Source organism: Streptomyces sp. NPDC050732 (genome assembly GCF_040654255.1).
Classification (GTDB): domain Bacteria; phylum Actinomycetota; class Actinomycetes; order Streptomycetales; family Streptomycetaceae; genus Streptomyces.
The window spans coordinates 1-21983 of the sequence record NZ_JBFAHP010000028.1 but is presented as its reverse complement, the minus strand read 5'-3'; the positions used below and the strand labels follow the sequence as shown (position 1 = coordinate 21983).

The 21983-nt window shown below is 71.2% G+C and carries 21 protein-coding genes; 16 read left to right on the top strand and 5 right to left on the bottom strand.

The window, feature by feature from the left end; translation table 11 throughout:
- Nucleotides 1–73: 73 nt before the first annotated feature.
- Nucleotides 74–1099 carry an ABC transporter permease gene (locus tag AB0H82_RS24440; protein WP_362996085.1) on the bottom strand — a complete coding sequence of 342 codons (1026 nt, stop codon included), beginning with the start codon at nucleotides 1097–1099 and terminating at the stop codon, nucleotides 74–76.
- Between the two features lie 397 nt (nucleotides 1100–1496).
- On the opposite strand from AB0H82_RS24440, the gene AB0H82_RS24435 reads away from it, so the two are divergent.
- From AB0H82_RS24435 to AB0H82_RS24415, 5 genes are read left to right on the top strand one after another with little or no spacing between them, the layout of a single operon-like run.
- On the top strand, nucleotides 1497–3131 hold the full coding sequence (locus AB0H82_RS24435) for an ABC transporter substrate-binding protein (RefSeq protein ID WP_362996083.1): 1635 nt from the start codon (nucleotides 1497–1499) through the stop codon (nucleotides 3129–3131).
- Nucleotides 3132–3149: 18 nt separating this feature from the next.
- Complete coding sequence (locus AB0H82_RS24430; RefSeq protein ID WP_362996081.1) at nucleotides 3150–4073, top strand: ABC transporter permease; 924 nt, start codon at nucleotides 3150–3152, stop codon at nucleotides 4071–4073.
- Nucleotides 4066–5058 carry an ABC transporter permease gene (locus tag AB0H82_RS24425; RefSeq protein WP_362996079.1) on the top strand — a complete coding sequence of 331 codons (993 nt, stop codon included), beginning with the start codon at nucleotides 4066–4068 and terminating at the stop codon, nucleotides 5056–5058. The genes AB0H82_RS24430 and AB0H82_RS24425 overlap by 8 nt, the downstream gene beginning before the upstream one ends.
- Before the next feature lie 6 nt (nucleotides 5059–5064).
- Nucleotides 5065–6111 (top strand): ABC transporter ATP-binding protein, encoded by a 1047-nt coding sequence (locus AB0H82_RS24420; protein WP_362996077.1) that lies wholly within the window; start codon nucleotides 5065–5067, stop codon nucleotides 6109–6111.
- Nucleotides 6098–7156, top strand: coding sequence for a dipeptide ABC transporter ATP-binding protein (locus AB0H82_RS24415; protein ID WP_362996075.1), 1059 nt, complete (start codon nucleotides 6098–6100; stop codon nucleotides 7154–7156). Before AB0H82_RS24420 ends, AB0H82_RS24415 begins: the two co-directional genes overlap by 14 nt.
- Nucleotides 7157–7178: 22 nt before the next feature.
- On the opposite strand, the gene AB0H82_RS24410 is transcribed toward AB0H82_RS24415, so the two are convergent.
- Nucleotides 7179–9356 (bottom strand): prolyl oligopeptidase family serine peptidase, encoded by a 2178-nt coding sequence (locus AB0H82_RS24410; protein ID WP_362996073.1) that lies wholly within the window; start codon nucleotides 9354–9356, stop codon nucleotides 7179–7181.
- 147 nt (nucleotides 9357–9503) lie between these two features.
- On the opposite strand from AB0H82_RS24410, the gene AB0H82_RS24405 reads away from it, so the two are divergent.
- From AB0H82_RS24405 to AB0H82_RS24365, 9 genes are all read left to right on the top strand, one after another.
- Nucleotides 9504–9698 carry a hypothetical protein gene (locus AB0H82_RS24405; protein WP_362996229.1) on the top strand — a complete coding sequence of 65 codons (195 nt, stop codon included), beginning with the start codon at nucleotides 9504–9506 and terminating at the stop codon, nucleotides 9696–9698.
- A 22-nt stretch (nucleotides 9699–9720) separates the two neighbouring features.
- Entirely contained in the window at nucleotides 9721–10641 is a 921-nt protein-coding gene (mshB, locus tag AB0H82_RS24400; protein WP_362996071.1) for an N-acetyl-1-D-myo-inositol-2-amino-2-deoxy-alpha-D-glucopyranoside deacetylase, read from the top strand.
- Nucleotides 10638–11132 (top strand): DUF6113 family protein, encoded by a 495-nt coding sequence (locus AB0H82_RS24395; protein ID WP_362996069.1) that lies wholly within the window; start codon nucleotides 10638–10640, stop codon nucleotides 11130–11132. The genes mshB and AB0H82_RS24395 overlap by 4 nt, the downstream gene beginning before the upstream one ends.
- A 164-nt stretch (nucleotides 11133–11296) precedes the next feature.
- Nucleotides 11297–13372, top strand: a complete 2076-nt coding sequence (locus tag AB0H82_RS24390) for a hypothetical protein (protein WP_362996067.1) — start codon at nucleotides 11297–11299, stop codon at nucleotides 13370–13372.
- Nucleotides 13373–13471: 99 nt separating this feature from the next.
- Nucleotides 13472–14404, top strand: coding sequence for an ABC transporter ATP-binding protein (locus AB0H82_RS24385; RefSeq protein WP_362996065.1), 933 nt, complete (start codon nucleotides 13472–13474; stop codon nucleotides 14402–14404).
- Nucleotides 14405–14418: 14 nt separating this feature from the next.
- Entirely contained in the window at nucleotides 14419–15156 is a 738-nt protein-coding gene (locus AB0H82_RS24380) for an ABC transporter permease (RefSeq protein ID WP_362996227.1), read from the top strand.
- A 59-nt stretch (nucleotides 15157–15215) separates the two neighbouring features.
- Entirely contained in the window at nucleotides 15216–16370 is a 1155-nt protein-coding gene (locus AB0H82_RS24375) for a sensor histidine kinase (RefSeq protein ID WP_362996225.1), read from the top strand.
- Nucleotides 16371–16493: 123 nt separating this feature from the next.
- Entirely contained in the window at nucleotides 16494–16637 is a 144-nt protein-coding gene (locus tag AB0H82_RS24370) for a hypothetical protein (protein ID WP_362996064.1), read from the top strand.
- A gap of 23 nt (nucleotides 16638–16660) precedes the next feature.
- Complete coding sequence (locus AB0H82_RS24365) at nucleotides 16661–17308, top strand: response regulator transcription factor (RefSeq protein WP_362996062.1); 648 nt, start codon at nucleotides 16661–16663, stop codon at nucleotides 17306–17308.
- Nucleotides 17309–17328: 20 nt separating this feature from the next.
- Here AB0H82_RS24365 and AB0H82_RS24360 read toward each other — a convergent pair whose 3' ends face one another.
- The 3 genes from AB0H82_RS24360 to AB0H82_RS24350 form a co-directional block, all read right to left on the bottom strand.
- Entirely contained in the window at nucleotides 17329–18183 is an 855-nt protein-coding gene (locus AB0H82_RS24360; RefSeq protein WP_362996060.1) for a transglutaminase-like domain-containing protein, read from the bottom strand.
- Nucleotides 18184–18264: 81 nt separating this feature from the next.
- Nucleotides 18265–19095, bottom strand: a complete 831-nt coding sequence (locus tag AB0H82_RS24355; protein ID WP_362996058.1) for a transglutaminase-like domain-containing protein — start codon at nucleotides 19093–19095, stop codon at nucleotides 18265–18267.
- A 99-nt stretch (nucleotides 19096–19194) separates the two neighbouring features.
- Entirely contained in the window at nucleotides 19195–20196 is a 1002-nt protein-coding gene (locus tag AB0H82_RS24350; protein WP_362996056.1) for a GNAT family N-acetyltransferase, read from the bottom strand.
- Nucleotides 20197–20339: 143 nt separating this feature from the next.
- On the opposite strand from AB0H82_RS24350, the gene fdxA reads away from it, so the two are divergent.
- Nucleotides 20340–20660, top strand: a complete 321-nt coding sequence (gene fdxA / locus AB0H82_RS24345) for a ferredoxin (RefSeq protein ID WP_362917932.1) — start codon at nucleotides 20340–20342, stop codon at nucleotides 20658–20660.
- 94 nt (nucleotides 20661–20754) lie between these two features.
- The gene (locus AB0H82_RS24340; protein ID WP_362996054.1) at nucleotides 20755–21849 is read left to right on the top strand and encodes a bifunctional succinyldiaminopimelate transaminase/glutamate-prephenate aminotransferase; all 1095 of its coding nucleotides are present in this window, start codon (nucleotides 20755–20757) and stop codon (nucleotides 21847–21849) included.
- Nucleotides 21850–21983 lie beyond the last annotated feature (134 nt).

Here is a 21983-nt window from a genome sequence, read left to right as displayed (position 1 = left end):
CTGATTGTCGAAGAAAGAGGAGCGGGAGAACGGCCGGGCACTGCCCCGTCGCGGGTGTCCGGCCGGGGGAGTGTCAGCGTTTGGTCTTCGGGTCCAGCGCGTCGCGCACCGAGTCGCCGAGGAGGTTGAAGGCGACGACGAAGATCACCATCGCGATGCCGGGGAAGGCCATGTACGTGATGTCCTGCTCGTACACCTCGGAGGCGCGCTGGATCATCACGCCCCAGTCGGGGGTGGGCTCCTGAAGTCCCACGCCCAGGAAGGCGAGTCCGGCCTCGGCGGTGACGAACATGGGGAGGGCGAGCGTGGCCTGGATGAGGATCGGCGTCCACAGGTTGGGCAGCAGTTCCTTGAAGATGATCCGGGCCGGTGAGGCACCGGTCACCTTCGCCGCCTCCACGAACTCCCGCTCGCGCAGGGCCAGTACCTCGCCGCGCAGCAGCCGGGCGATGGACGCCCAGCCGAAGGCCGTCATCACCGCGATGAGGCTGGTGACCGTCAGCCAGGTCGGTGTCTTGTCCTCGGGGGCGACGACCACCGAGATCATCACGGGCCAGAAGGCGATGAAGAAGAGCGTCGAGGGGAAGGCGAGCAGGATGTCGATGACCCGGCCGATGAAGTAGTCGGTCTTGCCGCCGAGGTAGCCGGCCGTGATGCCGACGGCGATGCCGATGAGCGTCACGAGGATCGTGGTCGCGGCGGCGATCAGCAGCGAGTTGCGCATGCCGTACAGCAGGAAGGTCAGGACGTCCCGGCCCAGCTGGGGCTCGATGCCGAACCAGAACTCGCTGTCGATGCCGCCGTTCGGCTTGATCGGATAGCTGAACTCGTTGAACAGGCTCGGGTCGTTGACCCCGTACGTCGTGTACGGGTCCTTGCCGTACACCTTCGCGATCAACGGCGCACACAGCGCGACGACAAAGAAGAACAGCACGACACACGCGGCGACGACGCCGGACTTGTCCCGCTTGAACCGGGTCCAGGCGAGCCGGCCCGGCGAACGGCCCTTGCTGCCCAGGTCCTTGGGCGAAGAAGGCGTGCCGGATGCCTTGTCCGTCACTTCAAGCGTGGCGGCAGTGGCGGGAGTTGGCGAGGTCATGGCGCTCCAGGCCCGGAGGGGTCATCAGGAATCCGCAGGACAACCAGCACCCACGGGCTAGGCGCGACTTTCGCAAGGCGTTTCCCACGCGGTCAATGAATCGTCAGGCGCTTTGGGCCGCTCTTGGGTTCCTTGATCAAGAGTTTGCTTGAACATGGGCATGCCATTACTCGGGCGTAATCATGCGTGATGGACAAGAGTGGGCACTCCGGGACGAGCAGGGCAATGAGTCCGATATGAGTCCGATATGCGGGCGGTCGCGTCTCGGAATGCGTACATCCGCATGGGCTCGCACTCGTACGGGCGGGGTAAATGTGCGGTTCGTACGGCTTGCGGCGATATTTGGCGGTACGTGAGATCGCTCGATCGGAACTTACAGCCGGAACAGGAGGACTCCATGCGTGGAGCCACGCACGCCAAGTGGGCCACATGCGCGGTGGCGGTCGCCCTCGCGGCGACGGCCTGCGGTGGCGGGGGAAGCGGCGGCGGTGGCGGCGGCGACGGCTCCGGCATCGTGAGCTCCTCCTGGGGAGACCCGCAGAACCCGCTCGAACCGGCGAACACCAACGAGGTCCAGGGCGGCAAGATCCTCGACATGATCTTCCGGGGTCTCAAGCGGTACGACCCGAAGACCGGCGAGGCCAAGGACATGGTCGCCGAGTCGATCGAAACCAAGGACGCGCGGAACTTCACGGTCAAGATCAAGGACAACTGGAAGTTCAGCAACGGCGAGAAGGTCACCGCCAAGTCCTTCGTGGACGCCTGGAACTACGGCGCCCACCTCAAGAACAACCAGAAGAACGCCTACTTCTTCGGCTACATCGAGGGGTACGACAAGGTCCACCCCGAGAAGGGCGACCCGAGCGCCGAGACCCTCTCCGGACTGAAGGTCGTCGACGAGCGGACCTTCACCGTCAAGCTCAGCCAGAAGTTTTCCACCTGGCCCGACACCCTCGGCTACCCGGCCTTCGCGCCGCTGCCCAAGGCGTTCTACGACGACCATCAGGGCTGGCTCTCCAAGCCCGTCGGCAATGGCCCCTACACCGTGGACTCGTACACCAAGGGCTCGCAGATGTCCCTGCGCAAGTGGGACGGCTACCCCGGCGAGGACAAGGCGCGCAACGGCGGGGTGGACATGAAGGTCTACACCGACAACAGCATCGCCTACACCGACCTGATGGCCGGCAACCTCGACCTCGTCGACGACGTCCCCGCCTCGCAGCTCAGAAACGCCAAGAACGACCTCGGCGACCGCTACATCAACACCCCCGCCGGCATCATCCAGACCCTCGCCTTCCCCATGTACGACAGCAAGTGGAAGAAGGAGGGTGCGGAGAAGGTCCGCCGGGGGCTCTCCATGGCCATCAACCGCGAGCAGATCACCGACACGATCTTCCAGAAGACGCGGACGCCCGCCTCCGACTGGACCTCGCCGGTCCTCGGTGAGAAGGGCGGCTTCAAGAAGGGGCTGTGCGGCGACGCCTGTACGTACGACGCGGCGAAGGCCAAGAAGCTGGTCGAGGAGGGCGGCGGCATCCCCGGCGGCACCCTCAAGGTCACGTACAACGCGGACACCGGCTCCCACAAGGAGTGGGTCGACGCCGTCTGCAACTCCATCAACAGGGCCCTCGACAACGACAAGGCCTGCGTCGCCAGCCCCGTCGGCACCTTCGCCGACTTCCGCAGCAAGGCATCCAAGCAGGAGCTCGACGGTGCCTGGCGCGCGGGCTGGCAGATGGACTATCCGCTGATCCAGAACTTCCTGGAGCCGGTCTACTTCACGGACGCCCCGTCCAACGACGGCAAGTTCTCCGACGAGGAGTTCGACAAGCTCGTCAACGAGGCCAACGGCGAGACGGACACGAGCAAGGCCATCGGCAAGTTCCAGGACGCCGAGAAGATCCTCGCCCGCGACATGCCCGCCATCCCGCTCTGGTACCAGAACGGCAGCGCCGGCTACTCGGACAAGGTCTCCGACGTCTCCCTGAACCAGTTCAGCGTGCCCGTCTACAACGAGATCAAGGTCGACTGAGACGCCGGGAGCCCCGCCATGGGACGTTATGTGATCCGGCGTCTGCTGCAGATGATCCCCGTCTTCATCGGCGCCACGCTGCTCATCTTCCTGATGGTGAACGTGATGGGCGACCCCGTCGCGGGGCTGTGCGGGGACCGCAGGTGCGACCCCGCGACGGCCCTCCGCCTGAAGAAGGAGTTCGGCCTCGATAAGCCGGTGTGGCAGCAGTACCTGACGTACATGGGCAACGTCTTCACCGGCGACTTCGGCACCGCGTTCAACGGCCAGAAGGTCACCGAGCTGATGTCGGCCGCCTTCCCCGTCACCCTGCGCCTGACCCTCGTCGCCATCGTCTTCGAGATCGTCATCGGCATCTCGCTGGGCGTCCTGACGGGCCTGCGGCGCGGGCGCCCCATCGACACCGTGGTCCTGCTGCTCACGCTCGTCGTGATCTCCATCCCCACCTTCGTCACCGGGCTCGTCCTGCAGCTCCTGCTCGGCGTCCAGTGGGGCGTCGTCAAACCCTCCGTGTCGAGCGAGGCGCCCTTCAACGAACTGCTGATCCCGGGACTCGTGCTCGCCTCCGTCTCCCTGGCGTACGTCACCCGCCTGACCCGCACCTCCATCGCGGAGAACCGGCGCGCCGACTACGTCCGCACCGCCGTCGCGAAAGGGCTCCCGCGGCGCCGCGTCATCACCCGCCACCTGCTGCGCAACTCACTGATCCCCGTCGTCACCTTCATCGGCACCGACGTGGGCGCCCTGATGGGCGGCGCCATCGTCACCGAGCGGATCTTCAACATCCACGGCGTCGGCTTCCAGCTCTACCAAGGGATTCTGCGCCAGAGCACGCAGACCGTCGTCGGTTTTGTGACCGTGCTGGTGCTGGTCTTCCTGGTGGCCAACCTCATCGTCGACCTCCTGTACGCCGTACTCGACCCGAGGATCCGCTATGCCTGAACCGCAGGAGCCGGAGCGCGCCATGGCCGCCACCGGCATGGGCGGCGCGATGGACCTCGCCGCGAGCGAGGCGACGTCACTGGAGAAGGCGCCGGTCGGCCCCGACGGCGGTGGACCCGACGGCAGCGGGCCCACCGCCCCGGCCCGCAGCCTGTGGTCCGACGCCTGGCGGGACCTGCGGCGCAACCCCATCTTCATCGTCTCGGGGCTGATCATCCTCTTCCTCGTCGTCATCTCCCTCTGGCCCTCGCTGATCGCCTCCCGCAACCCGCTCGACTGCGACCTCGCCAACGCCCAGAAGGGCTCGGCACCCGGCCACCCCTTCGGCTTCAACGAGCAGGGCTGCGACGTCTACACGCGCGTCGTGTACGGCACCCGGGTCTCGGTCACCGTCGGCGTCTGCGCCACCCTCGGCGTCGCGGTCATCGGCAGCGTGCTCGGCGGGCTCGCCGGGTTCTTCGGCGGCGCGTGGGACGCCGTCCTCTCCCGCATCACCGACATCTTCTTCGCCATCCCCGTCGTCCTCGGCGGCCTGGTGCTCCTGTCGGTGGTCACCAGCTCCACCGTCTGGCCCGTCGTCGGCTTCATGGTGCTGCTCGGCTGGCCGCAGATCTCCCGCATCGCGCGCGGCTCGGTCATCACCGCCAAGCAGAACGACTACGTCCAGGCAGCGCGGGCCCTCGGCGCCTCCAACTCCCGGATGCTGCTCCGCCACATCACCCCGAACGCCGTCGCCCCGGTCATCGTCGTCGCGACCATCGCGCTCGGCACGTACATCGCCCTGGAGGCCACCCTCTCCTACCTCGGCGTCGGCCTGAAGCCGCCGACCGTCAGCTGGGGCATCGACATCTCGGCCGCCTCCCAGTACATCCGCAACGCCCCGCACATGCTGCTCTGGCCGGCCGGGGCCCTCGCGATCACCGTGCTCGCGTTCATCATGCTCGGCGACGCGGTGCGCGACGCCCTCGACCCGAAGCTGAGGTAGGCGCCCATGGCAACCGTGGCATCCGAGGCACCCGCACCCGAGGGACCCCACTCCGCCAAGCTGCTCGAAGTCCGCGACCTGCACGTGGAGTTCCGTACCAGGGACGGGGTCGCCAAGGCCGTCAACGGCGTCGACTACAGCGTCGCCGCGGGCGAGACCCTCGCCGTCCTCGGCGAGTCCGGCTCCGGCAAGTCCGTGACCGCCCAGGCCGTCATGGGCATCCTCGACACCCCGCCCGGCAGGATCACCAAGGGGGAGATCCTCTTCCGGGGCCGGGACCTCCTCAAGCTGAAGGAGGGCGAGCGGCGCAAGGTCCGCGGCGCCGGCATGGCGATGATCTTCCAGGACGCGCTGTCCTCCCTGAACCCGGTGCTGAGCGTCGGCGAACAGCTCGGCGAGATGTACGTCGTGCACAAGGGCATGTCGAGGAAGGACGCGAAGGCCAAGGCCGTCGAGCTGATGGACCGCGTGCGCATCCCGGCGGCCAGGGAGCGCGTCGGGCAGTACCCGCACCAGTTCAGCGGCGGCATGCGCCAGCGCATCATGATCGCCATGGCGATGGCGCTCGAACCCTCGCTGATCATCGCCGACGAGCCCACCACCGCCCTCGACGTGACCGTCCAGGCGCAGGTCATGGACCTGCTCGCGGAGCTCCAGCGCGAGATGAACATGGGGCTGATCCTCATCACCCACGACCTCGGCGTCGTCGCGGACGTCGCCGACACCATCGCCGTCATGTACGCGGGCCGCATCGTCGAACGGGCCCCCGTCCACGAGATCTACCGGGCCCCCGCCCACCCGTACACCCTCGGCCTGCTCGAATCCATCCCGCGCCTCGACCAGAAGGGCCGGGAGCTCTACGCGATCAAGGGCCTGCCGCCGAACCTCATGAACATCCCGCCCGGCTGCCCCTTCCACCCCCGCTGCCCCATGGCCCAGGACATCTGCGTGACCGACGATCCACCGCTCGCGAAGGTCACGTACGAAGGACTGACCGCCGACCGCGGGAGCGCCTGCCACTTCTGGAAGGAGACGCTCGATGCGACACGCTGAGGGCGGCATGCGACCCGGTGCGGGCGGCGAGCCGATCCTCCAGGTCCGCGGCCTCGTCAAGCACTACCCGCTGACCCGGGGCATCGTCATCCGCAAGCAGGTCGGCGCGGTCAAGGCCGTCGACGGCGTCGACTTCGACCTGGCGCGGGGCGAGACGCTCGGTATCGTGGGGGAGTCCGGCTGCGGCAAGTCGACGGTCGCGAAGATGCTGGTGAACCTGGAGCGGCCCACCGCGGGGCAGATCCGTTACAAGGGCGAGGACATCACCCAGCTGTCGGGGCGTGCCCTGAAGGCGGTGCGCCGCAACATCCAGATGGTGTTCCAGGACCCCTACACCTCGCTCAACCCGCGGATGACCGTCGGCGACATCATCGGCGAGCCGTACGAGATCCACCCCGAGGTCGCCCCGAAGGGCTCGCGGCGGCAGAAGGTCCAGGAGCTCCTCGACGTCGTCGGGCTCAACCCCGAGTACATCAACCGCTATCCCCACCAGTTCTCCGGCGGCCAGCGCCAGCGCATCGGCATCGCCCGCGGCCTCGCGCTGCGGCCCGAGGTCATCGTCGCCGACGAACCGGTCTCCGCGCTCGACGTCTCCGTCCAGGCGCAGGTCATCAACCTCCTGGACAAGCTGCAAAACGAGTTCGACCTGAGCTACGTCTTCATCGCCCACGACCTGTCGATCGTGCGGCACATCTCCGACCGGGTCGGCGTGATGTACCTCGGGCGGATCATCGAGATCGGCTCGGACGAGGAGATCTACGAACACCCCACGCACCCCTACACCCAGGCGCTGCTCTCCGCCGTGCCGGTCCCCGACCCCCAGGCGCGCGAGCACCGGGAGCGGATCATCCTCTCCGGAGACGTGCCCTCGCCCGCGAACCCGCCCTCGGGCTGCCGGTTCCGCACCCGCTGCTGGAAGGCGCGGGAGCGGTGCGCGCTTGAGGTCCCTGCGCTCGCGGTGCCCGCGGAGTTCCGGTACGAGGACGGGCCCGCGGCGCACGACTCGGCCTGCCACTTCGCCGAGGAGAAGCAGGTCGTGCCGTAGGCAGCCGCGGGCCCGCGGTCTGTCACATCCCCAGGGAGCGCTTCAGGAAGTCGACCTGGAGCAGCAGCATGTTCTCCGCGACCTGCTCCTGCGGCGTCATGTGCGTGACGCCGGAGAGCGGCAGGACCTCGTGCGGGCGGCCCGCGGCGAGCAGCGCCGAGGAGAGCCGCAGGGAGTGCGCCACCACCACGTTGTCGTCGGCGAGGCCGTGCACGATCAGCATCGGGCGGTGCGGTTCGGCGGCTTCGACGAGTCCGTCGTCCCAGATCAGGGAGTTGTGCCGGTACGTCTCCTGACTGCGGGCCGGGTCGCCCAGGTACCGCTCCTCGTAGTGCGTGTCGTAGAGCCGCAGATCCGTCACCGGGGCGCCGACCACCGCCGCGTGGAACACGTCGGGGCGGCGCAGCGCGGCCATGCCGGCCAGGTAGCCGCCGAAGGACCAGCCGCGGATCGCCACCCGGCCGAGGTCGAAGGGGAACCGGTCGGCGAGTGAGTGGAGCGCGTCGATCTGGTCCTCAAGGGTCAGCGTCTTGTCGTACTTGATCGACTTCTCCCAGCCGGGGGAGTGGCCCGGGGTGCCGCGGCCGTCCGCGACGAGCACCGCGAAGCCCTGATCGGCGAACCACTGCGAGGTCAGGAAGATGTTGTGCGCGCGCTGGACGCGCTGGCCGTGCGGGCCGCCGTACGGATCGAGGAGTACCGGAAGGGGCCCGTCCGTCTCCTTGTAATCAGTGGGGAGCAGGACGGCGCACGGAATCTTCCGCGTGCCCCCTTCGGTGAGCGTCACGCGCGGAGTGAGCCCCGGGCGCTGGGCGTGTGAGGCGACGGTCGCCACCTGCTTGCCCTCGCGCAGCACCTGGACCCGAGCGCCGGGACGGTCGAGTGTGGCGGACACCAGGACGGTGAGGCCGCCGCGGCCGCCCCCACGGACCGCGGAGTGCACACCGGGCTCCTGGGACACCCGCTCCACACCCAGTTCGTTGACGCGGTACACATGGATCTCACCGGTCTCGGGGTCGGCCGCACCCGCGCCCGCCGACGCCGAGATCAGAATGTCCTCCTCCGTCACGTCCAGGACCGCCCTGACGTGCAACTGGGGCCCGGTCAGCGGCCGTTCCCCCCACGCCAGGACGCGCGCGCCGCCCTCGTCCGCGATCCGCACCAGCTTCCCGCTGGGCGACCAGCACGGCACCCCAGGGAAAAGTTCAAGCCATTCTGGATCCTCCTCGGCGTGCACCATCCGCGTCGACCCGCCGTCCGGATCCACCGCCAGATACAGCTGGCTGCCCTGGTCGCGCGACTGCACCAGCAGCAGCGGAGCGCCGTCCGCCGACCAGTGCACGCGCGCGAGATAGGGGAAGCGGACGCGGTCCCAGACCACCTCGGTGCGCGACCCGTCCAGACCCAGGACGAACAGCCGTACGTCCGCGTTGGGCGTGCCCGCGGCCGGGTACGCGACCCGCGCGGGTTCCCGCTCCGGATGCGCCGGGTCCGCGATCCACCAGCGCTGTACGGGAGCGTCGTCGACCCGCGCGACGAGCAGCCGGTCCGACTCCGGCGACCACCAGAAGCCCCGCGAACGGCCCATCTCCTCGGCCGCGATGAACTCCGCGAGACCGTAGCCGACCGTCGCCTCCTGGCCCGGCTCCGGCTCCGCCAGGGCCCGGTCGCCCGTACCGTCGGCGCCCGTCACCCGCAGGGCGCCCCGCGCCACGTACGCCACGTGCCGCCCGTCCGGCGAGGGGCGCGGGTCGATCACCGGGCCCGGCGCGGGCAGTTCACGGGCCGTGCCCGCGCGTAGCTCCGCCGCGAAGAGCCGGCCCGACAGCGCGAACGCCGCCAGCTCCACCGCCGCGTCGGTCGCGTACCCCACGATGCCCGCGCCGCCCTCACGGCTGCGCTCGCGCCGGGCGCGCTCCTCGGGGGACAACTGCTCGGCCGCGCCGCCAAGGAGCACGTCCGGATCGGCCGCCACGCGCTCGCCGCCGCCGTCCGACACGTCCAGGACCCAGAGCCGGTTCGTCCGGTCCGTGCCGTCGGACGAGCGCAGGAAGACGAGGCGCGATCCGTCCGGCGCCACCGTGAACGCACGGGGCGCGCCGAGAGTGAAGCGCTGCGTGCGGGCGTGCTGACGCGGAAAGGAGAGCCGCTGCGCCGGGCTCTCGTCGGGCCTGGGATTTCCGGGGTTCTCGGTGGTCATCCCCCGAGCCTATGGCTCATGCGCCCCCCTGTGCTGCCGTGCTCCGAGTCATGCGTCCGCACGGATAGTTATGATCCGTAGCGCTTGGTGGGTATGTACCTGCTGGCGTCCGCACTGGGTTACGGCAACGACTTGGAGGTGACCGCCGTGGCACTCTCGATTTCGGCGGTGGTGCTGCTGGCGATCATCGTCTTCCTGCTGGTCAAGAAGTCAGGTCTGAAGGCGGGGCACGCGGTCGTCTGTACGCTGCTCGGCTTCTACCTGGCGAGCTCGTCCATGGCACCGACCATCAACGAGCTGACGACGAACGTGGCGGGGATGATCGGCGACATCAAGTTCTGACCGGGGCTCGTAGGGTGGTCCCATGACGGAACTGCCCGCCCGGCGCCTGCTGCTCGTGCACGCGCACCCCGACGACGAGTCGATCACCACCGGCGCGACCATGGCCAAGTACGCGGCCGAGGGCGCCCACGTCACCTTGGTGACGTGCACGCTCGGCGAGGAGGGCGAGGTCATCCCGGCCGAGCTCGCCCACCTCGCCGCCGACCGCGAGGACTCCCTGGGCGCCCACCGCATCGGGGAACTGGCCGCCGCCATGAAGGAAGTAGGGGTCACCGACCACCGCTTCCTCGGCGGCCCCGGGCGCTACCGCGACTCCGGGATGATGGGCACCGAGCAGAACGACCGCCCCGGCTCCTTCTGGTCGGCGGACCTCGACGAGGCCGCCGCCCACCTGGTCGAGGTGGTCCGCGAGGTGCGCCCGCAGGTCCTCGTGACGTACGACCCCGACGGCGGCTACGGCCACCCCGACCACATCAAGGCGCACCGCGTCGCCATGCGCGCCGCCGAACTCGCCGCCGATCCCGCCTTCCGCGCCGACCTCGGCGCGCCCCACACCGTCAGCAAGATCTACTGGAACCGCGCCCCGCGGTCCGTGGTCGAGGAGCGCTTCCGCTGGCTGGCGGGAGCGCTGGGGCACTCGCCGTTCGGCTCGCCCGCCGCCGTCGCCGACGTGCCCGGCGTCACGGACGACGAGCGGATCACGACCGAGATCGACGGCAGGGCCTTCAAGGCCGCCAAGACGGCGGCGATGGCGGCCCACGTCACCCAGATCACCGTGAGCGGCCCGCTCTTCGTCCTCTCCAACCAGCTCGCGCAGCCCGTCTTCGATGTGGAGTACTACGAGCTGGTGCGGGGAGAAGCGTCGTCAGGACCGGCCCGTGAGACCGATCTTTTCGCCGGTCTCGAAAAGATGACGGATGTGGCGGAGGTGACCGCGCTGTGAGTACGCGATCTCGTGCGGCGTCGTCGGGGACCGGGTCCAAGGCGGCTTCCGGTGGGTCCAAGGCCCCCGGCGGGGCCGGTGCGGGTGCCGCCGTCGCCGGCGGCGGCTTCCTCGCCCAGCCCCTCAGACCGGGGCGCCTCGCCGCCTACGCCGGGCTCTTCGTGTTCGGCGCCCTCGTCGGCGCCGCCGGAGCACTCGTCCAAGGCGGCTTCTTCCCCGCCGGGTTGCTGCTCGCGCTCGTCGGCGCCGCCGGTGCCTTCTACGGCGGGGCACGGGCGGTCGGCACCAAGGCGGGGGCCGTCGCGCCCGCCGCGGGCTGGCTCGTCGTGGTGATGCTGCTCACCGCCACCAGACCCGAGGGCGACTTCCTCTTCGGCGCGGATCTCGGCTCGTACGGCTTCCTGCTCGGCGGAATGGCCGTCGCTGTGATGTGCGCCACGCTCGGGCAGGGCTCGCAACCGAGCGCGTCCGCCGCCCGACTTGGCAAGTGACGTACCACTTCGGACCGTGTCCCGCAGGGGTTTGACGCCGGTCACGGAATGAGTGCCGACGGCGGCCAGTATGGTGGTGCGGCCGCCGAGCCTCCCCAACCTCCGGCCGGGGGGACCCCGGACGAGGTCGAGCCGGGCGGCGGAGTCAACCAGGAGAACCTGCCTTGAGTCGTGAAACTGACAGTTCGTCCTCCGGGCCCCAGGGGCGCGGTGGAGCCGCATACCCCTCGGGGACGCCGCCGTACGGCTCCCCGGCACAGGGCGCTGCCGCCGACGGCGGCGCGGACGGCGCGCGGCGGCAGGCCGCCGGCGAGCGGCCCGACGAGCCAGAGACCCAGACCACGCTGACCACCCGCATCCGGATCAACATCCCGGGTTCGCGGCCCATCCCGCCGGTCGTCATGCGTACGCCGGTCGGTGACGAGGGCTCGCACGGGGACTCCTCGTCCTCGTCCTCGGACGACGACGGCCGCGGGGACGGCGCAGCGCCGGGTGCTCCCGGTGCTCCTGGTGCTCCCGGTGCGGGAGGCACGGGCGGGGCGACGGGGGCCGGAGCCTCGGCCTCGGCGGCTTCCCCGGCCTCCTCGGCCGAGGGAGGTCAGGCGCCCTCGTCCTCGGCCGACGAGAAGACGAGCGACTGGTTCGCGCCGCGCAAGCCCGCGCGGGCCGACGGCGGAAACGGACCGAGCGGTTCGGGTGCTCCCGGGTCCCATGGTTCCGGGACCAACGGCTCCGGTGTGAACGGGTCCGGTGCGAATGGGTCCGGTGCGAACGGATCCGGGGCGAATGGTTCCGGTACGGGGCAGTTCGACGTGTCCGGCGCCGTGGCGTCGGGCCCGCTCGGTTCGGGCGGTCCGCAGGGCGACCCGCACCGCGGCGACCTGCCGTACTTCTCCGGCGGTACGGGCGGCGCAGGGGACTCCCGGCCCGCGGGACCGACCGGCGGCCCCGTCACGGGCGACAGCCCGCTGGCGGCGCCGGGCCGGCACGCTGCTCCGGGCGCACCCGGCGGCCCCGCCGACTCCGGTGCGCGGCCGCCCCGTTCCGGCGCCATGAGCGACGACACCGCGATCCTCACGCCGCAGAAGCCCGGCCCGGTCCCGCCGCCGCCCGGCGCCAACGTCTCCGGTGAGACCCTCACCAGCGGCATCCCCGTCGTACCGCCCACGCAGGACAACTCCCCGTTCGCGCCGGGCCCGCAGGGTGAAGGACCGGTTCCGCACACCCCGCCGAAGCTGCCCGACCCGGTGCGCTCGGACGTTCCGCCCGCCGCTCCCGCGCCGAAAAAGAAGAAGGGCCGCAACAAGCTGGTCCTCCTCGCGGTCGCCGTCGTGGTCGCGGGCTGCGGGGCGTACGGCGCGGGCCTGTTGATGAACCACGCCGACGTCCCGAAGGGCACCACCGTGCTCGGCGTCGACATCGGTGGCGGCACCCGCGACGAGGCCGTGAAGAAGCTCGACGCGGCCCTCGACGCGCGCGTCACCAAGCCGCTGAAGCTCTCGGTGGACGGTGACGCGGTCACGCTCAAGCCGGACCAGGCGGGCCTCACCCTGGACAGCCAGGCCACCGTCCGCGAGGCCGCGGGCAGCGACTACAACCCCGTCTCGGTGATCGGCTCGCTCTTCGGCGGGCAGCGCGTCGTCGAGCCCGTCATGCCCGTCGACGAGGAGAAGCTCGCGGCGGCCCTGGAGCGCGCGGCGGGCGGCTCGGGCACGGCGCAGGACGGCACGGTCAAGTTCGTGCCGGGCAAGGCCGTCCCGGTCTACGGCAAGGTCGGCAAGGGCATCGACCCGCAGGCGTCGACCGCTTCGGTCGCCGAGGCGTACAAGAAGCAGGTCGAGACGGGCAGCGCGGGCGCGGTCCAGGTGCCGGTCTCCACCCGTAGGCCGACCGTCTCCAAGGCCGAGGTCGACAAGTTCATGACCCGGTTCGCCAAGCCGGCCATGTCCGCCAACGTCACGATCAAGGCGGGCGCCAAGTCGATCCCCTTCGGCCCGGAGAGGTCGCTGCCGAAGATCCTGCAGACGAAGGCCCTCAAGGACGGCACCCTCCAGGTGCACTACAACCTCGAAGAGCTCAAGAAGCTGTACGGCAACGTGTTCGACGGCGTCCTGATCCAGCGCGGCGACGGCTCGAAGACGCCGGTCCAGCCGACCGACGTGGCCGCGGCGATGGGCAAGGCGCTGGTCGGCAAGACCCCCGCCGAGCGGATCGGCGTCATCGAGACGAACGCGAGCTGATCCCTCCCGGCTCACGGACTCCGGCATGACATCTGTCATGCCGGAGTCCGTACCATCGACACTGCCGCCGTGACCTGCGGTTTTGTGACGATGGTGCGCATGACGACGACCACAGCACCGCCCGCCACCAGCGCGGTGAGCTTCGAGCAGGTGACCAAGAGCTACGGCGACGTCCGCGCCGTCGACGGCCTGACCCTCGACCTCCACCCGGGCGAGACGGTGGCGCTCCTCGGACCGAACGGCGCGGGCAAGTCCTCCACCCTCGACCTGCTGCTCGGCCTGCGCAGGCCGGACAGCGGAAGCGTGCGGGTCTACGGGACCGAGCCGCGCGAGGCCATCACCGCGGGCCGGGTCGGCGCCATGCTGCAGAGCGGCGGGCTGATGGGCGAGGTCACCGTGCGCGAGCTGGTGACGCTCGCCTGCGAGCTGCACCCGAGGCCCCACCGCGTCAACGACGTGCTCGCCCACGCGGGCATCACCCAGCTCGCGGACCGCAAGGCCGACAAGCTCTCCGGAGGCCAGGAGCAGCGCGTCCGCTTCGCGCTCGCCACGGCAGGCGCCAACGACCTGATCGTCCTGGACGAGCCGACCACCGGCATGGACGTCACCGCGCGCCAGGCGTTCTGGGCGACCATGCGCGAGCAGGCGGACCGGGGCCGCGCGGTCCTCTTCGCCACGCACTATCTGGAGGAGGCCGACGCGATCGCCGACCGCGTCCTGGTCCTGCACCGCGGCCGGCTCCTCGCGGACGGCACCGCGGCCGAGATCAAGGCGAAGGCGGGCGCCCGCAAGGTCGCGTTCGACCTGGAGCGCATCGACGCGGAGCTCACGGAACACCTCCGCGCGCTGCCCTTCCTGACCACCCTCGACGTCGCGGGCCACACGGTCCGCCTCCAGTCGACGGACGCCGACGCCACCGTGCACGCGCTGTACGGGCTCGGCGTCCACCCCCGCAACCTCGAAGTCGCCGGGCTCGGCCTGGAGCAGGCCTTCGTGGCGATCACCGAGGCCGAGGAGGCCAGGACCGCGTGACAGGCACCCACGGCATGAACAGCCTCATCAAGCTCGAAATCACCCGCGCCCTGCGCAACCGCAAGTTCCTCTTCTTCTCCGTCGTCTATCCGTCGATGCTCTTCCTGATCATCGCGGGCACGCAGGACTCCGACCAGGTTCCCGACACGGGCCTGTCCGTCCCCGCGTTCATGATGGTCTCGATGGCGTCCTTCGGCGCCCTCACCGCCGTACTCATGGGCAACAGCGAGCGCATCGCCAAGGAGCGTGAGAGCGGCTGGGTGCGGCAGTTGCGCCTGACGGCGCTCCCCGGGCGGGGGTACGTCCTGGCGAAGACCGCGAGCGCGGCCGTGGTCAGCCTGCCGTCCATCGTCGTGGTGTTCGCGGTCGCCGCGATCTTCAAGGGCGTCCGCTTCGACGCCTGGCAGTGGCTGGCGCTGACCGGCGCGATCTGGGCGGGCAGCCTCTGCTTCGCCGCCCTCGGCGTGGCCATCGGCTACCTCGCGTCCGGTGACGCCGTGCGCCCGATCACGATGATCGTCTACTTCGGGCTCTCCCTGCTCGGCGGCCTCTGGATGCCGGTGACGACGTTCCCGCACTGGCTCCAGGAGGCGGCGTCCTGGCTGCCCACCCACGCGTACGCTGCCCTCGGGCAGGCCATCGAACTGGGCGACGCACCGCACGCGAAGGACATCACGCTCCTGGTCGCCTACTTCCTTCTCTTCGCGGGCGGCGCGGCATGGCTGTACCGGAAGGACACCCTGAAGGCGTGAGCACGACCCGGGGCGCCGAGCGCGCCCGCGAGACCGGCCCGTTCGACGACGGCCACCCGCTGCAGACGTTCGGGCGGCCCGTCCTCGGCCGCCGCCAGGTCCTCACGAAGGCCGTCTGGATCGGCATCTGGCTGGTCTTCCTGGCGAGCCCCGTCCGCGACCTCGTGATGACCGGGCGGAGCGCCGCAGCCACCGCCCTCGGCGCGCTGGGCCTCGCGGCCTTCGTGGCCTGCTACCTCACACTCGTCTTCCGTTACACGACCCGGATGCTCGACCGGCGCGCGGTGTACGTGTCGTTCGCCGCGCAGTTGACGCTCGCCGTGGTCCTCGCGCTCGGCTTCGGCACCGACTGGCTCGGGCTCTTCGTGTACGTCTCCGTGTCCGCCGGCGCCGTCCTGCCGATGCGGTACGCGACCTGGACCATCCCCGCGGTCACCGCCGTGATGGTCGTGGTGGGCCTGCGCACGGACGGCCTGCGGGACCTGCTCGGCAACCTGGCCGTGCTCAGCGTCCTCGTGGGGTTCGCGATGGCAGGCGTGCGCCAGCTGGTCCGTACGACGATCCAGCTGCGGCAGGCCCGCGCCACCGTCGCCCAACTGGCCGCGAACGAGGAGCGACTGCGCCTCGCCAGGGACCTGCACGACCTGCTCGGCCACTCGCTCTCCCTCATCACGCTCAAGAGCGAGCTCGCCGGCCGGATGCTGCCCGACCACCCCGGTCAGGCGGCCCGGCAGGTCGCCGACATCGAGCAGGTCAGCCGCCAGGCCCTGGTGGACGTGCGCGAGGCCGTCTCCGGCTACCGCAGGCGCACCCTGGCCGGTGAGCTGGCCGGCGCCCGCACCGCGCTGGCCGCGGCGGGCATCGAGGCCGACGTGCCGCTGGAGCCGCCCGCCGAACTGCCGGGGGAGGAGGCGGAGGCGGCGCTGGCGTGGGCGCTGCGGGAGGCCGTGACCAACGTCGTGCGGCACAGCGGGGCCCGCCGGTGCACGGTGGCGTTCACGGCACGGAAGACGCTCGACGGGCCGCTCCTCGAACTCTCCGTGCAAGACGACGGAGTGGGCGGCTCCGGCACCGCCGCGGGCAACGGCCTGACGGGCCTCGGCGAACGCGTGGAGGCGGTCGGCGGCATCCTGGAGACGGACCCGGGCCCCCACCACGGCTTTCGCTTGACGGTCCGGGTGCCCCTTGCGGCGGCCCCCACGACACCCGGATGAGCCATGCGCCCCCTTGTGCTGCTGTGCGTCGAGCCATGCGCGCACACGGAAAATTATGATCCGTAGCGCTCTGAGGGAATGTTCGGAGCATGTTGCTTGAGCCCGACGAACAGGGAGAGCGCCATGGCATCCGCACCACCCGACTCCGCGCCGCAGTTCGAACTCCGCTGCGGTGGCCTGCACGTGACCATCCAGCGCGTGCCCGTGTGGCTTGTCTCGCTCGTCACCACCGCCGGTGGCATCGGCGCCGCATGGTGGGCCCAGTGATCACCGGCCGTAACCTGAGGCCCATGGAAGAGACGTCCCGCGACCCCGGCCACCACCCCGCCGACTCCGTGCGGGTCCTCCTCGCCGAGGACCAGTCGATGGTCCGTGAGGCCCTCGCGGCGCTGCTCGGGCTGGAGCCGGACATCGAGGTCGTCGCCCAGGTGGCCCGCGGCGACGAGGTGGTCGCCGCGGCCCGCGCACACGCCGTGGACGTGGCGCTGCTCGACATCGAGATGCCCGGCATGACCGGCATCGAGGCGGCGGCCGAGCTGCACGCCGCGCTGCCCGCCCTGAAGATCGTCGTGCTCACCACCTTCGGGCGCCCCGGCTATCTGCGCGGCGCCATGGAGGCGGGCGCCGACGCGTTCCTCGTCAAGGACGCCCCCGCGGCCCAGCTCGCCGCGGCGGTGCGCAAGGTGCTCGCGGGGGAACGGGTCATCGACCCCACGCTGGCGGCGGCCGCGCTCGCGGAGGGCGCGAACCCGCTGACGGACCGCGAGCGTGAGGTGCTGCGCGCGGCCGCGGGCGGCGCCACCAACGCCGAGCTCGCCAAGGCCCTGCACCTCTCCCAGGGCACCGTCCGCAACTACCTCTCGACGGCCATCCAGAAGCTCGCCGTCCGCAACCGCGCCGAGGCGGTCAGCACCGCCACGGACAAGGGCTGGCTCTGACGCTCCGGCGGCCCCGCTCGTCAGTTCAGCATCGCCCGCGCCCCCAGGGCCTGCTGTCTGGCCCGGTCGGCCGTCGCCGGGTCCAGGCCGGCGACGTGGTCGGCGTAGGTGTCCAGCTCCCGCGCACCCGCAAGGAACTCGCCCTTGTGCACGAGGAGTTGGGCGCGTTCGTAGTGCAGCCGGGGCGGCGGTGACGGCAGGAGCAGGCAGAGGTCGACCGCCCAGAGCGAGACGTCGGCGCGCTCGGGGCGGGGCGCCGCCCAGGCGCGGATGTTGTTGAGGATGCGCGCCACGATGTCCAGCGGGTCCGCGGGGCTCAGCATCGACGGTTCGGGCGGGGCCCCCGTGGCCGCCGCCACGAGCAGCTCCACGTCGGTGCCGGTGAGCAGTCGGCCGCCGTCGAAGGGGTCGGCGAGGACCTGGTCGTCGCGCGGCCCGAAGCCGACGACGAAGCGTCCGGGGAGCGCGACTCCGTGGACGGGGGCGCCCGCGCGCCGCGCCACTTCCATCCAGACGACGGAGAGCAGGATCGGCAGGCCCCTGCGGCGGCGCAGGACCTGGTGCAGGAGCGAGGAGTCGAGGCGTTGGTAGTCGCCGGGCCTGCCCTTGAAGCCGCAGCGCGCGCCGAGGAGCTCGGCCAGGGCAGCGGCCCAGGCGCGCGGGTCGTCGGCGCGGCGGGAGCGGCGGCCGGGCGCGGCCTGTTCCGCGAGCCGGTCGAGCAGGCGCCGTGCGGCGTCGATGTCCGCCTCGTCGAGCGAGGGGTCGGCCTCGGTGCCGATCAGCAGGCACAGCAGCGCCAGATCGGGCCGGGCGGACTCGGCCTCGGCCGCGAACAGCCGCCGCCACTCGGTGGTTCCGGGGGGTCGGGGGTGCATACGTCCGTGGTGCCCGGTCGCCTCGATCGATACGTCCGAGATCGATACGTCCGTCCGGGCGGGCCGCGCCGCCCGGCCCTGTCAGTTCAGCATCGCCCGCGCGGCCCGCGCCTGCTGGCGCACCCGGTCCGCCGTGGTCGGCTCCACCGGAGTCACCACATCCGCGTACGCGTCGAGCTCCGCCGCGCCCCCCAGGAAATCGCCCCGCTGGACGAGGAGTTGGGCCCGTTCGTAGCGCAGCCGGGCCGGATGGGCGGGCAGCAGGAGCGACAGCTCAAGGGCCCAAAGGGCGACGTCGGACCGCTCGGGCCTGGCGGCGGCCCAGGCCCGGATGTTGTTGAGGATCCGCTGCACGATGTTCAGCGGGTCCGCGGGCGTCAGCATGGACGGCTGGATGCCGCTGCCCGCGGTCCCGGCCACGAGCAGCTCCGCGTCGGTGCCGGTGAGCAGCCTGCCGCCGTCGAAGGGGTCGGCGAGGACCTGGTCGTCGCGCGGCCCGAAGCCGACGACGAAGTGCCCCGGGAGCGCGACTCCGTAGACGGGGGCGCCCGCGCGCCGCGCCACTTCCATCCACACCACGGAGAGCAGGATCGGCAGGCCCCTGCGGCGGCGCAGGACCTGGTGCAGGAGCGAGGAGTCAAGACGCTGGTAATCGCCCGGTGTTCCCTCGAACCCGCACTGTTCACCGAGGAGTTCGGCCATCGCCGTCGCCCACGCGCGCGGCCCGCCGGGCCGGAACGGCAACAGGCCCGCGAGGCGGTCGAGCTCGATCTCGGCGGCGTCGATCCCCGCCTCGTCGAGCGAGGGATCCGCCTCGGCGCCGATCAGCAGGCACAGCGGCGCCAGACCGGGCCGTTCCGACCGCGCCTCTTCGGCGAACCGCCGCCGCCATTCGCCGGACTCCGCGTGCATACGTGCCTCGTGTCTGCCCTCGCCGGGCGCTGTCTCCGTGCCGTGCTCTGCTCTGTCGTGCCTGTCGTGCCGTGCTCCGCCGGGCCCCGCCGCTCCCGCTCAGGCAGGGCCGTACCGGTAGTGGTGATAGGCGTGATGAGCGGCGAAACCCATCCCGCCGTACAGCGCCCGCGCGCTGTCGTTGTCGTCCTCGACCTGCAGCCAGGCCGCCGAAGCGCCCTCGGACAGGGCCTGCCTGGCCAGTGCGGTCATCACCGCGGTGGCGAGCCCCTGGCGCCGGTGCTCCGGGTCCACCTCGACGGCCATGAAGCCCGCCCAGCGTCCGTCCACCACGCACCGCCCGATGGCGGCCGGGGCGTCACCGCTCCCGGGCACGGAAGCGAACCATACCGAGGGCCCGCCCGCCAGCACCTTGAGTACATGCGGTCCGGGTACCCCGAACCGCTTGTACCGCCGCAGCCACGGCTCGTCGAAGGAGCGGGAGAGCACGACACGGTCCACGTCCGCGGCCAGGTCGCCGACCGGGGCGAGCCCGCCGACGTGCAGCTCGGCGGTCACCTCGCGCACCCAGCCGCGCTCCTCCAAGCCGGCGCAGAGCAGTTCCTGCGTGCCCTCGGCGCCGGTCGCGGTCTGCACGTACGGCGGCAGGTCACGGGCCGCGTACCAGTCGCGTACGTACGAGAGGGCCTCGTCGAGCGGCCGCCCCGGATCGCCCAGCGGCAGCACGGAGTTGGCCCGCCGCGTGAACCCCGCCGCCGACCGCAGCTCCCACTCCCCGAGCCGCTCGCTCTCCACGGGCCGCCAGGCCCGGGCGGAGACCCGTGCCAGCTCCTCGTACGAGGCGGCGGGCCCCCGGCGGCGCGCGGGTGCGGCCGGCACGACCTTGCCCGCCACCAGGGAGCGCTCCGGAATCCGGACGCTCTCGCCGTTGCGTCGTGTGATGAGCACCACACCGTCGTCCCACGATGTGAGAACACCCACCGTGTCGGTGAACTTCTCAGGCGACGCGGTAGCGTCGCTCAAGCGCCGGATCGAGACTCGTTTGCCCACGTCAGCAGGGGTGATGCGGACCTCTAGCCGTCCGCCGCCGGTGATTTCCACAGCTCTGCAAGCCCCTCCTGTTCGGATCATGCCCGGGAACGGAGATACTAGGGGCGGGCATCGACGACGCCGCGCTCCCGCGCGCCAGGCGAGCGGAGCCTGAAGACGGCCCGCCAACGCCCGTATCGAGGAGGAACGACAGCGTGACCTACGTCATCGCGCAGCCTTGTGTCGACGTCAAGGACAAGGCGTGCATCGAGGAGTGCCCGGTCGACTGCATTTACGAGGGCCAGCGGTCCTTGTACATCCACCCGGACGAATGCGTCGACTGTGGAGCCTGCGAACCGGTCTGCCCGGTCGAGGCGATCTTCTACGAGGACGACACTCCTGAGGAGTGGAAGGACTACTACAAGGCGAACGTCGAGTTCTTCGACGAGCTCGGTTCGCCCGGTGGCGCGAGCAAGCTCGGCCTGATCGAGCGTGACCACGCCTTCATCGCCGCCCTGCCGCCGCAGAACCAGTAACGGCCGCCTGAGCGTCGCCCCGGTCCCGTACGGCATCCCCGCCGCACGGGACCGAGGCATTTGCAACGACCAGCACCAGTACGGGAGTCAACACGTGTCCGCAGTCTCCGACCGGCTTCCCACCTTCCCCTGGGACAAGCTAGAGCCGTACAAGGCCACGGCGGCCGCCCACCCCGGCGGCATCGTCGACCTGTCGGTCGGCACCCCGGTGGACCCGGTTCCCGAGCTGATCCAGAAAGCGCTGGTCGCCGCCGCGGACTCGCCCGGCTATCCGACGGTGTGGGGCACGGCCGAGCTGCGCGACGCGCTCACCGGCTGGTGCGGACGGCGGCTCGGCGCCCGGGACCTCACCCACCGCAACGTCCTGCCGGTCGTCGGCTCCAAGGAGCTCGTGGCCTGGCTCCCGACGCAGCTGGGCCTCGGCCCGGGCGACGTGGTGGCCTACCCGCGGCTCGCCTACCCGACGTACGAGGTGGGGGCGCGCCTGGCGCGCGCGGAGTACGTCGCCTACGACGAGCCGACGTCGCTCGACCCGACCGGCCTCAAGCTCCTCTGGCTCAACTCGCCCTCGAACCCCACCGGTCGCGTCCTGTCCAAGGAAGAGCTGACCCGCACCGTCGCCTGGGCCCGCGAGCACGGCGTGCTGCTCGTCAGCGACGAGTGCTACCTGGAGCTCGGCTGGGAGGCCGACCCGGTCTCGGTCCTGCATCCGGACGTGTGCGGCGGAACGTACGAGGGCATCGTCGCCGTCCACTCGCTCTCCAAGCGGTCCAACCTCGCGGGCTACCGCGCGGCGTTCGTCGCCGGTGACGCGGACGTCCTCGGCGACCTGCTGCAGATCCGCAAGCACGGCGGCATGATGACCTCGGCGCCGACCCAGGCCGCCGTCGTGGCGGCCCTCGGCGACGACGAGCACGTGCGCGAGCAGCGCGAGCGGTACGCGGCCCGGCGCACGGCCCTGCGCGACGCCCTGGTGAAGCACGGCTTCCGCATCGAGCACAGCGAGGCGAGCCTGTATCTGTGGGCCACCCGCGACGAGTCCTGCTGGGACACCGTCGGCCACCTCGCGGGCCTCGGCATCCTGGTGGCGCCCGGCGACTTCTACGGCCCGGCGGGCGGCCGCTTCGTGCGCGTGGCGCTGACGGCGACGGACGAGCGGGTCGCGGCGGCGGTCGAGCGGCTGGTGTGACGCGGCTCTGAGCATGGCGGAGGGGGCCGGGGGCGGTGGGGCCGGGCCCCCGCCCCCCCGGGCCGGGGGGCACCCCCCCGCCCGGGCGTGTCCCGCGGGGGGTGGGGGGGGCGGCCCCCCCTGGTGCGGAGATC

Bases quoted from the DNA above. Each gene is read 5' to 3' on its own strand.
- AB0H82_RS24440 (WP_362996085.1), bottom strand. From the start codon at position 1,099: ATGACCTCGCCAACTCCCGCCACTGCCGCCACGCTTGAAGTGACGGAC.
- AB0H82_RS24435 (WP_362996083.1), top strand. From the start codon at position 1,497: ATGCGTGGAGCCACGCACGCCAAGTGGGCCACATGCGCGGTGGCGGTC.
- AB0H82_RS24430 (WP_362996081.1), top strand. From the start codon at position 3,150: ATGGGACGTTATGTGATCCGGCGTCTGCTGCAGATGATCCCCGTCTTC.
- AB0H82_RS24425 (WP_362996079.1), top strand. From the start codon at position 4,066: ATGCCTGAACCGCAGGAGCCGGAGCGCGCCATGGCCGCCACCGGCATG.
- AB0H82_RS24420 (WP_362996077.1), top strand. From the start codon at position 5,065: ATGGCAACCGTGGCATCCGAGGCACCCGCACCCGAGGGACCCCACTCC.
- AB0H82_RS24415 (WP_362996075.1), top strand. From the start codon at position 6,098: ATGCGACACGCTGAGGGCGGCATGCGACCCGGTGCGGGCGGCGAGCCG.
- AB0H82_RS24410 (WP_362996073.1), bottom strand. From the start codon at position 9,356: ATGACCACCGAGAACCCCGGAAATCCCAGGCCCGACGAGAGCCCGGCG.
- mshB (WP_362996071.1), top strand. From the start codon at position 9,721: ATGACGGAACTGCCCGCCCGGCGCCTGCTGCTCGTGCACGCGCACCCC.
- AB0H82_RS24385 (WP_362996065.1), top strand. From the start codon at position 13,472: ATGACGACGACCACAGCACCGCCCGCCACCAGCGCGGTGAGCTTCGAG.
- AB0H82_RS24380 (WP_362996227.1), top strand. From the start codon at position 14,419: ATGAACAGCCTCATCAAGCTCGAAATCACCCGCGCCCTGCGCAACCGC.
- AB0H82_RS24370 (WP_362996064.1), top strand. From the start codon at position 16,494: ATGGCATCCGCACCACCCGACTCCGCGCCGCAGTTCGAACTCCGCTGC.
- AB0H82_RS24365 (WP_362996062.1), top strand. From the start codon at position 16,661: ATGGAAGAGACGTCCCGCGACCCCGGCCACCACCCCGCCGACTCCGTG.
- AB0H82_RS24360 (WP_362996060.1), bottom strand. From the start codon at position 18,183: ATGCACCCCCGACCCCCCGGAACCACCGAGTGGCGGCGGCTGTTCGCG.
- AB0H82_RS24355 (WP_362996058.1), bottom strand. From the start codon at position 19,095: ATGCACGCGGAGTCCGGCGAATGGCGGCGGCGGTTCGCCGAAGAGGCG.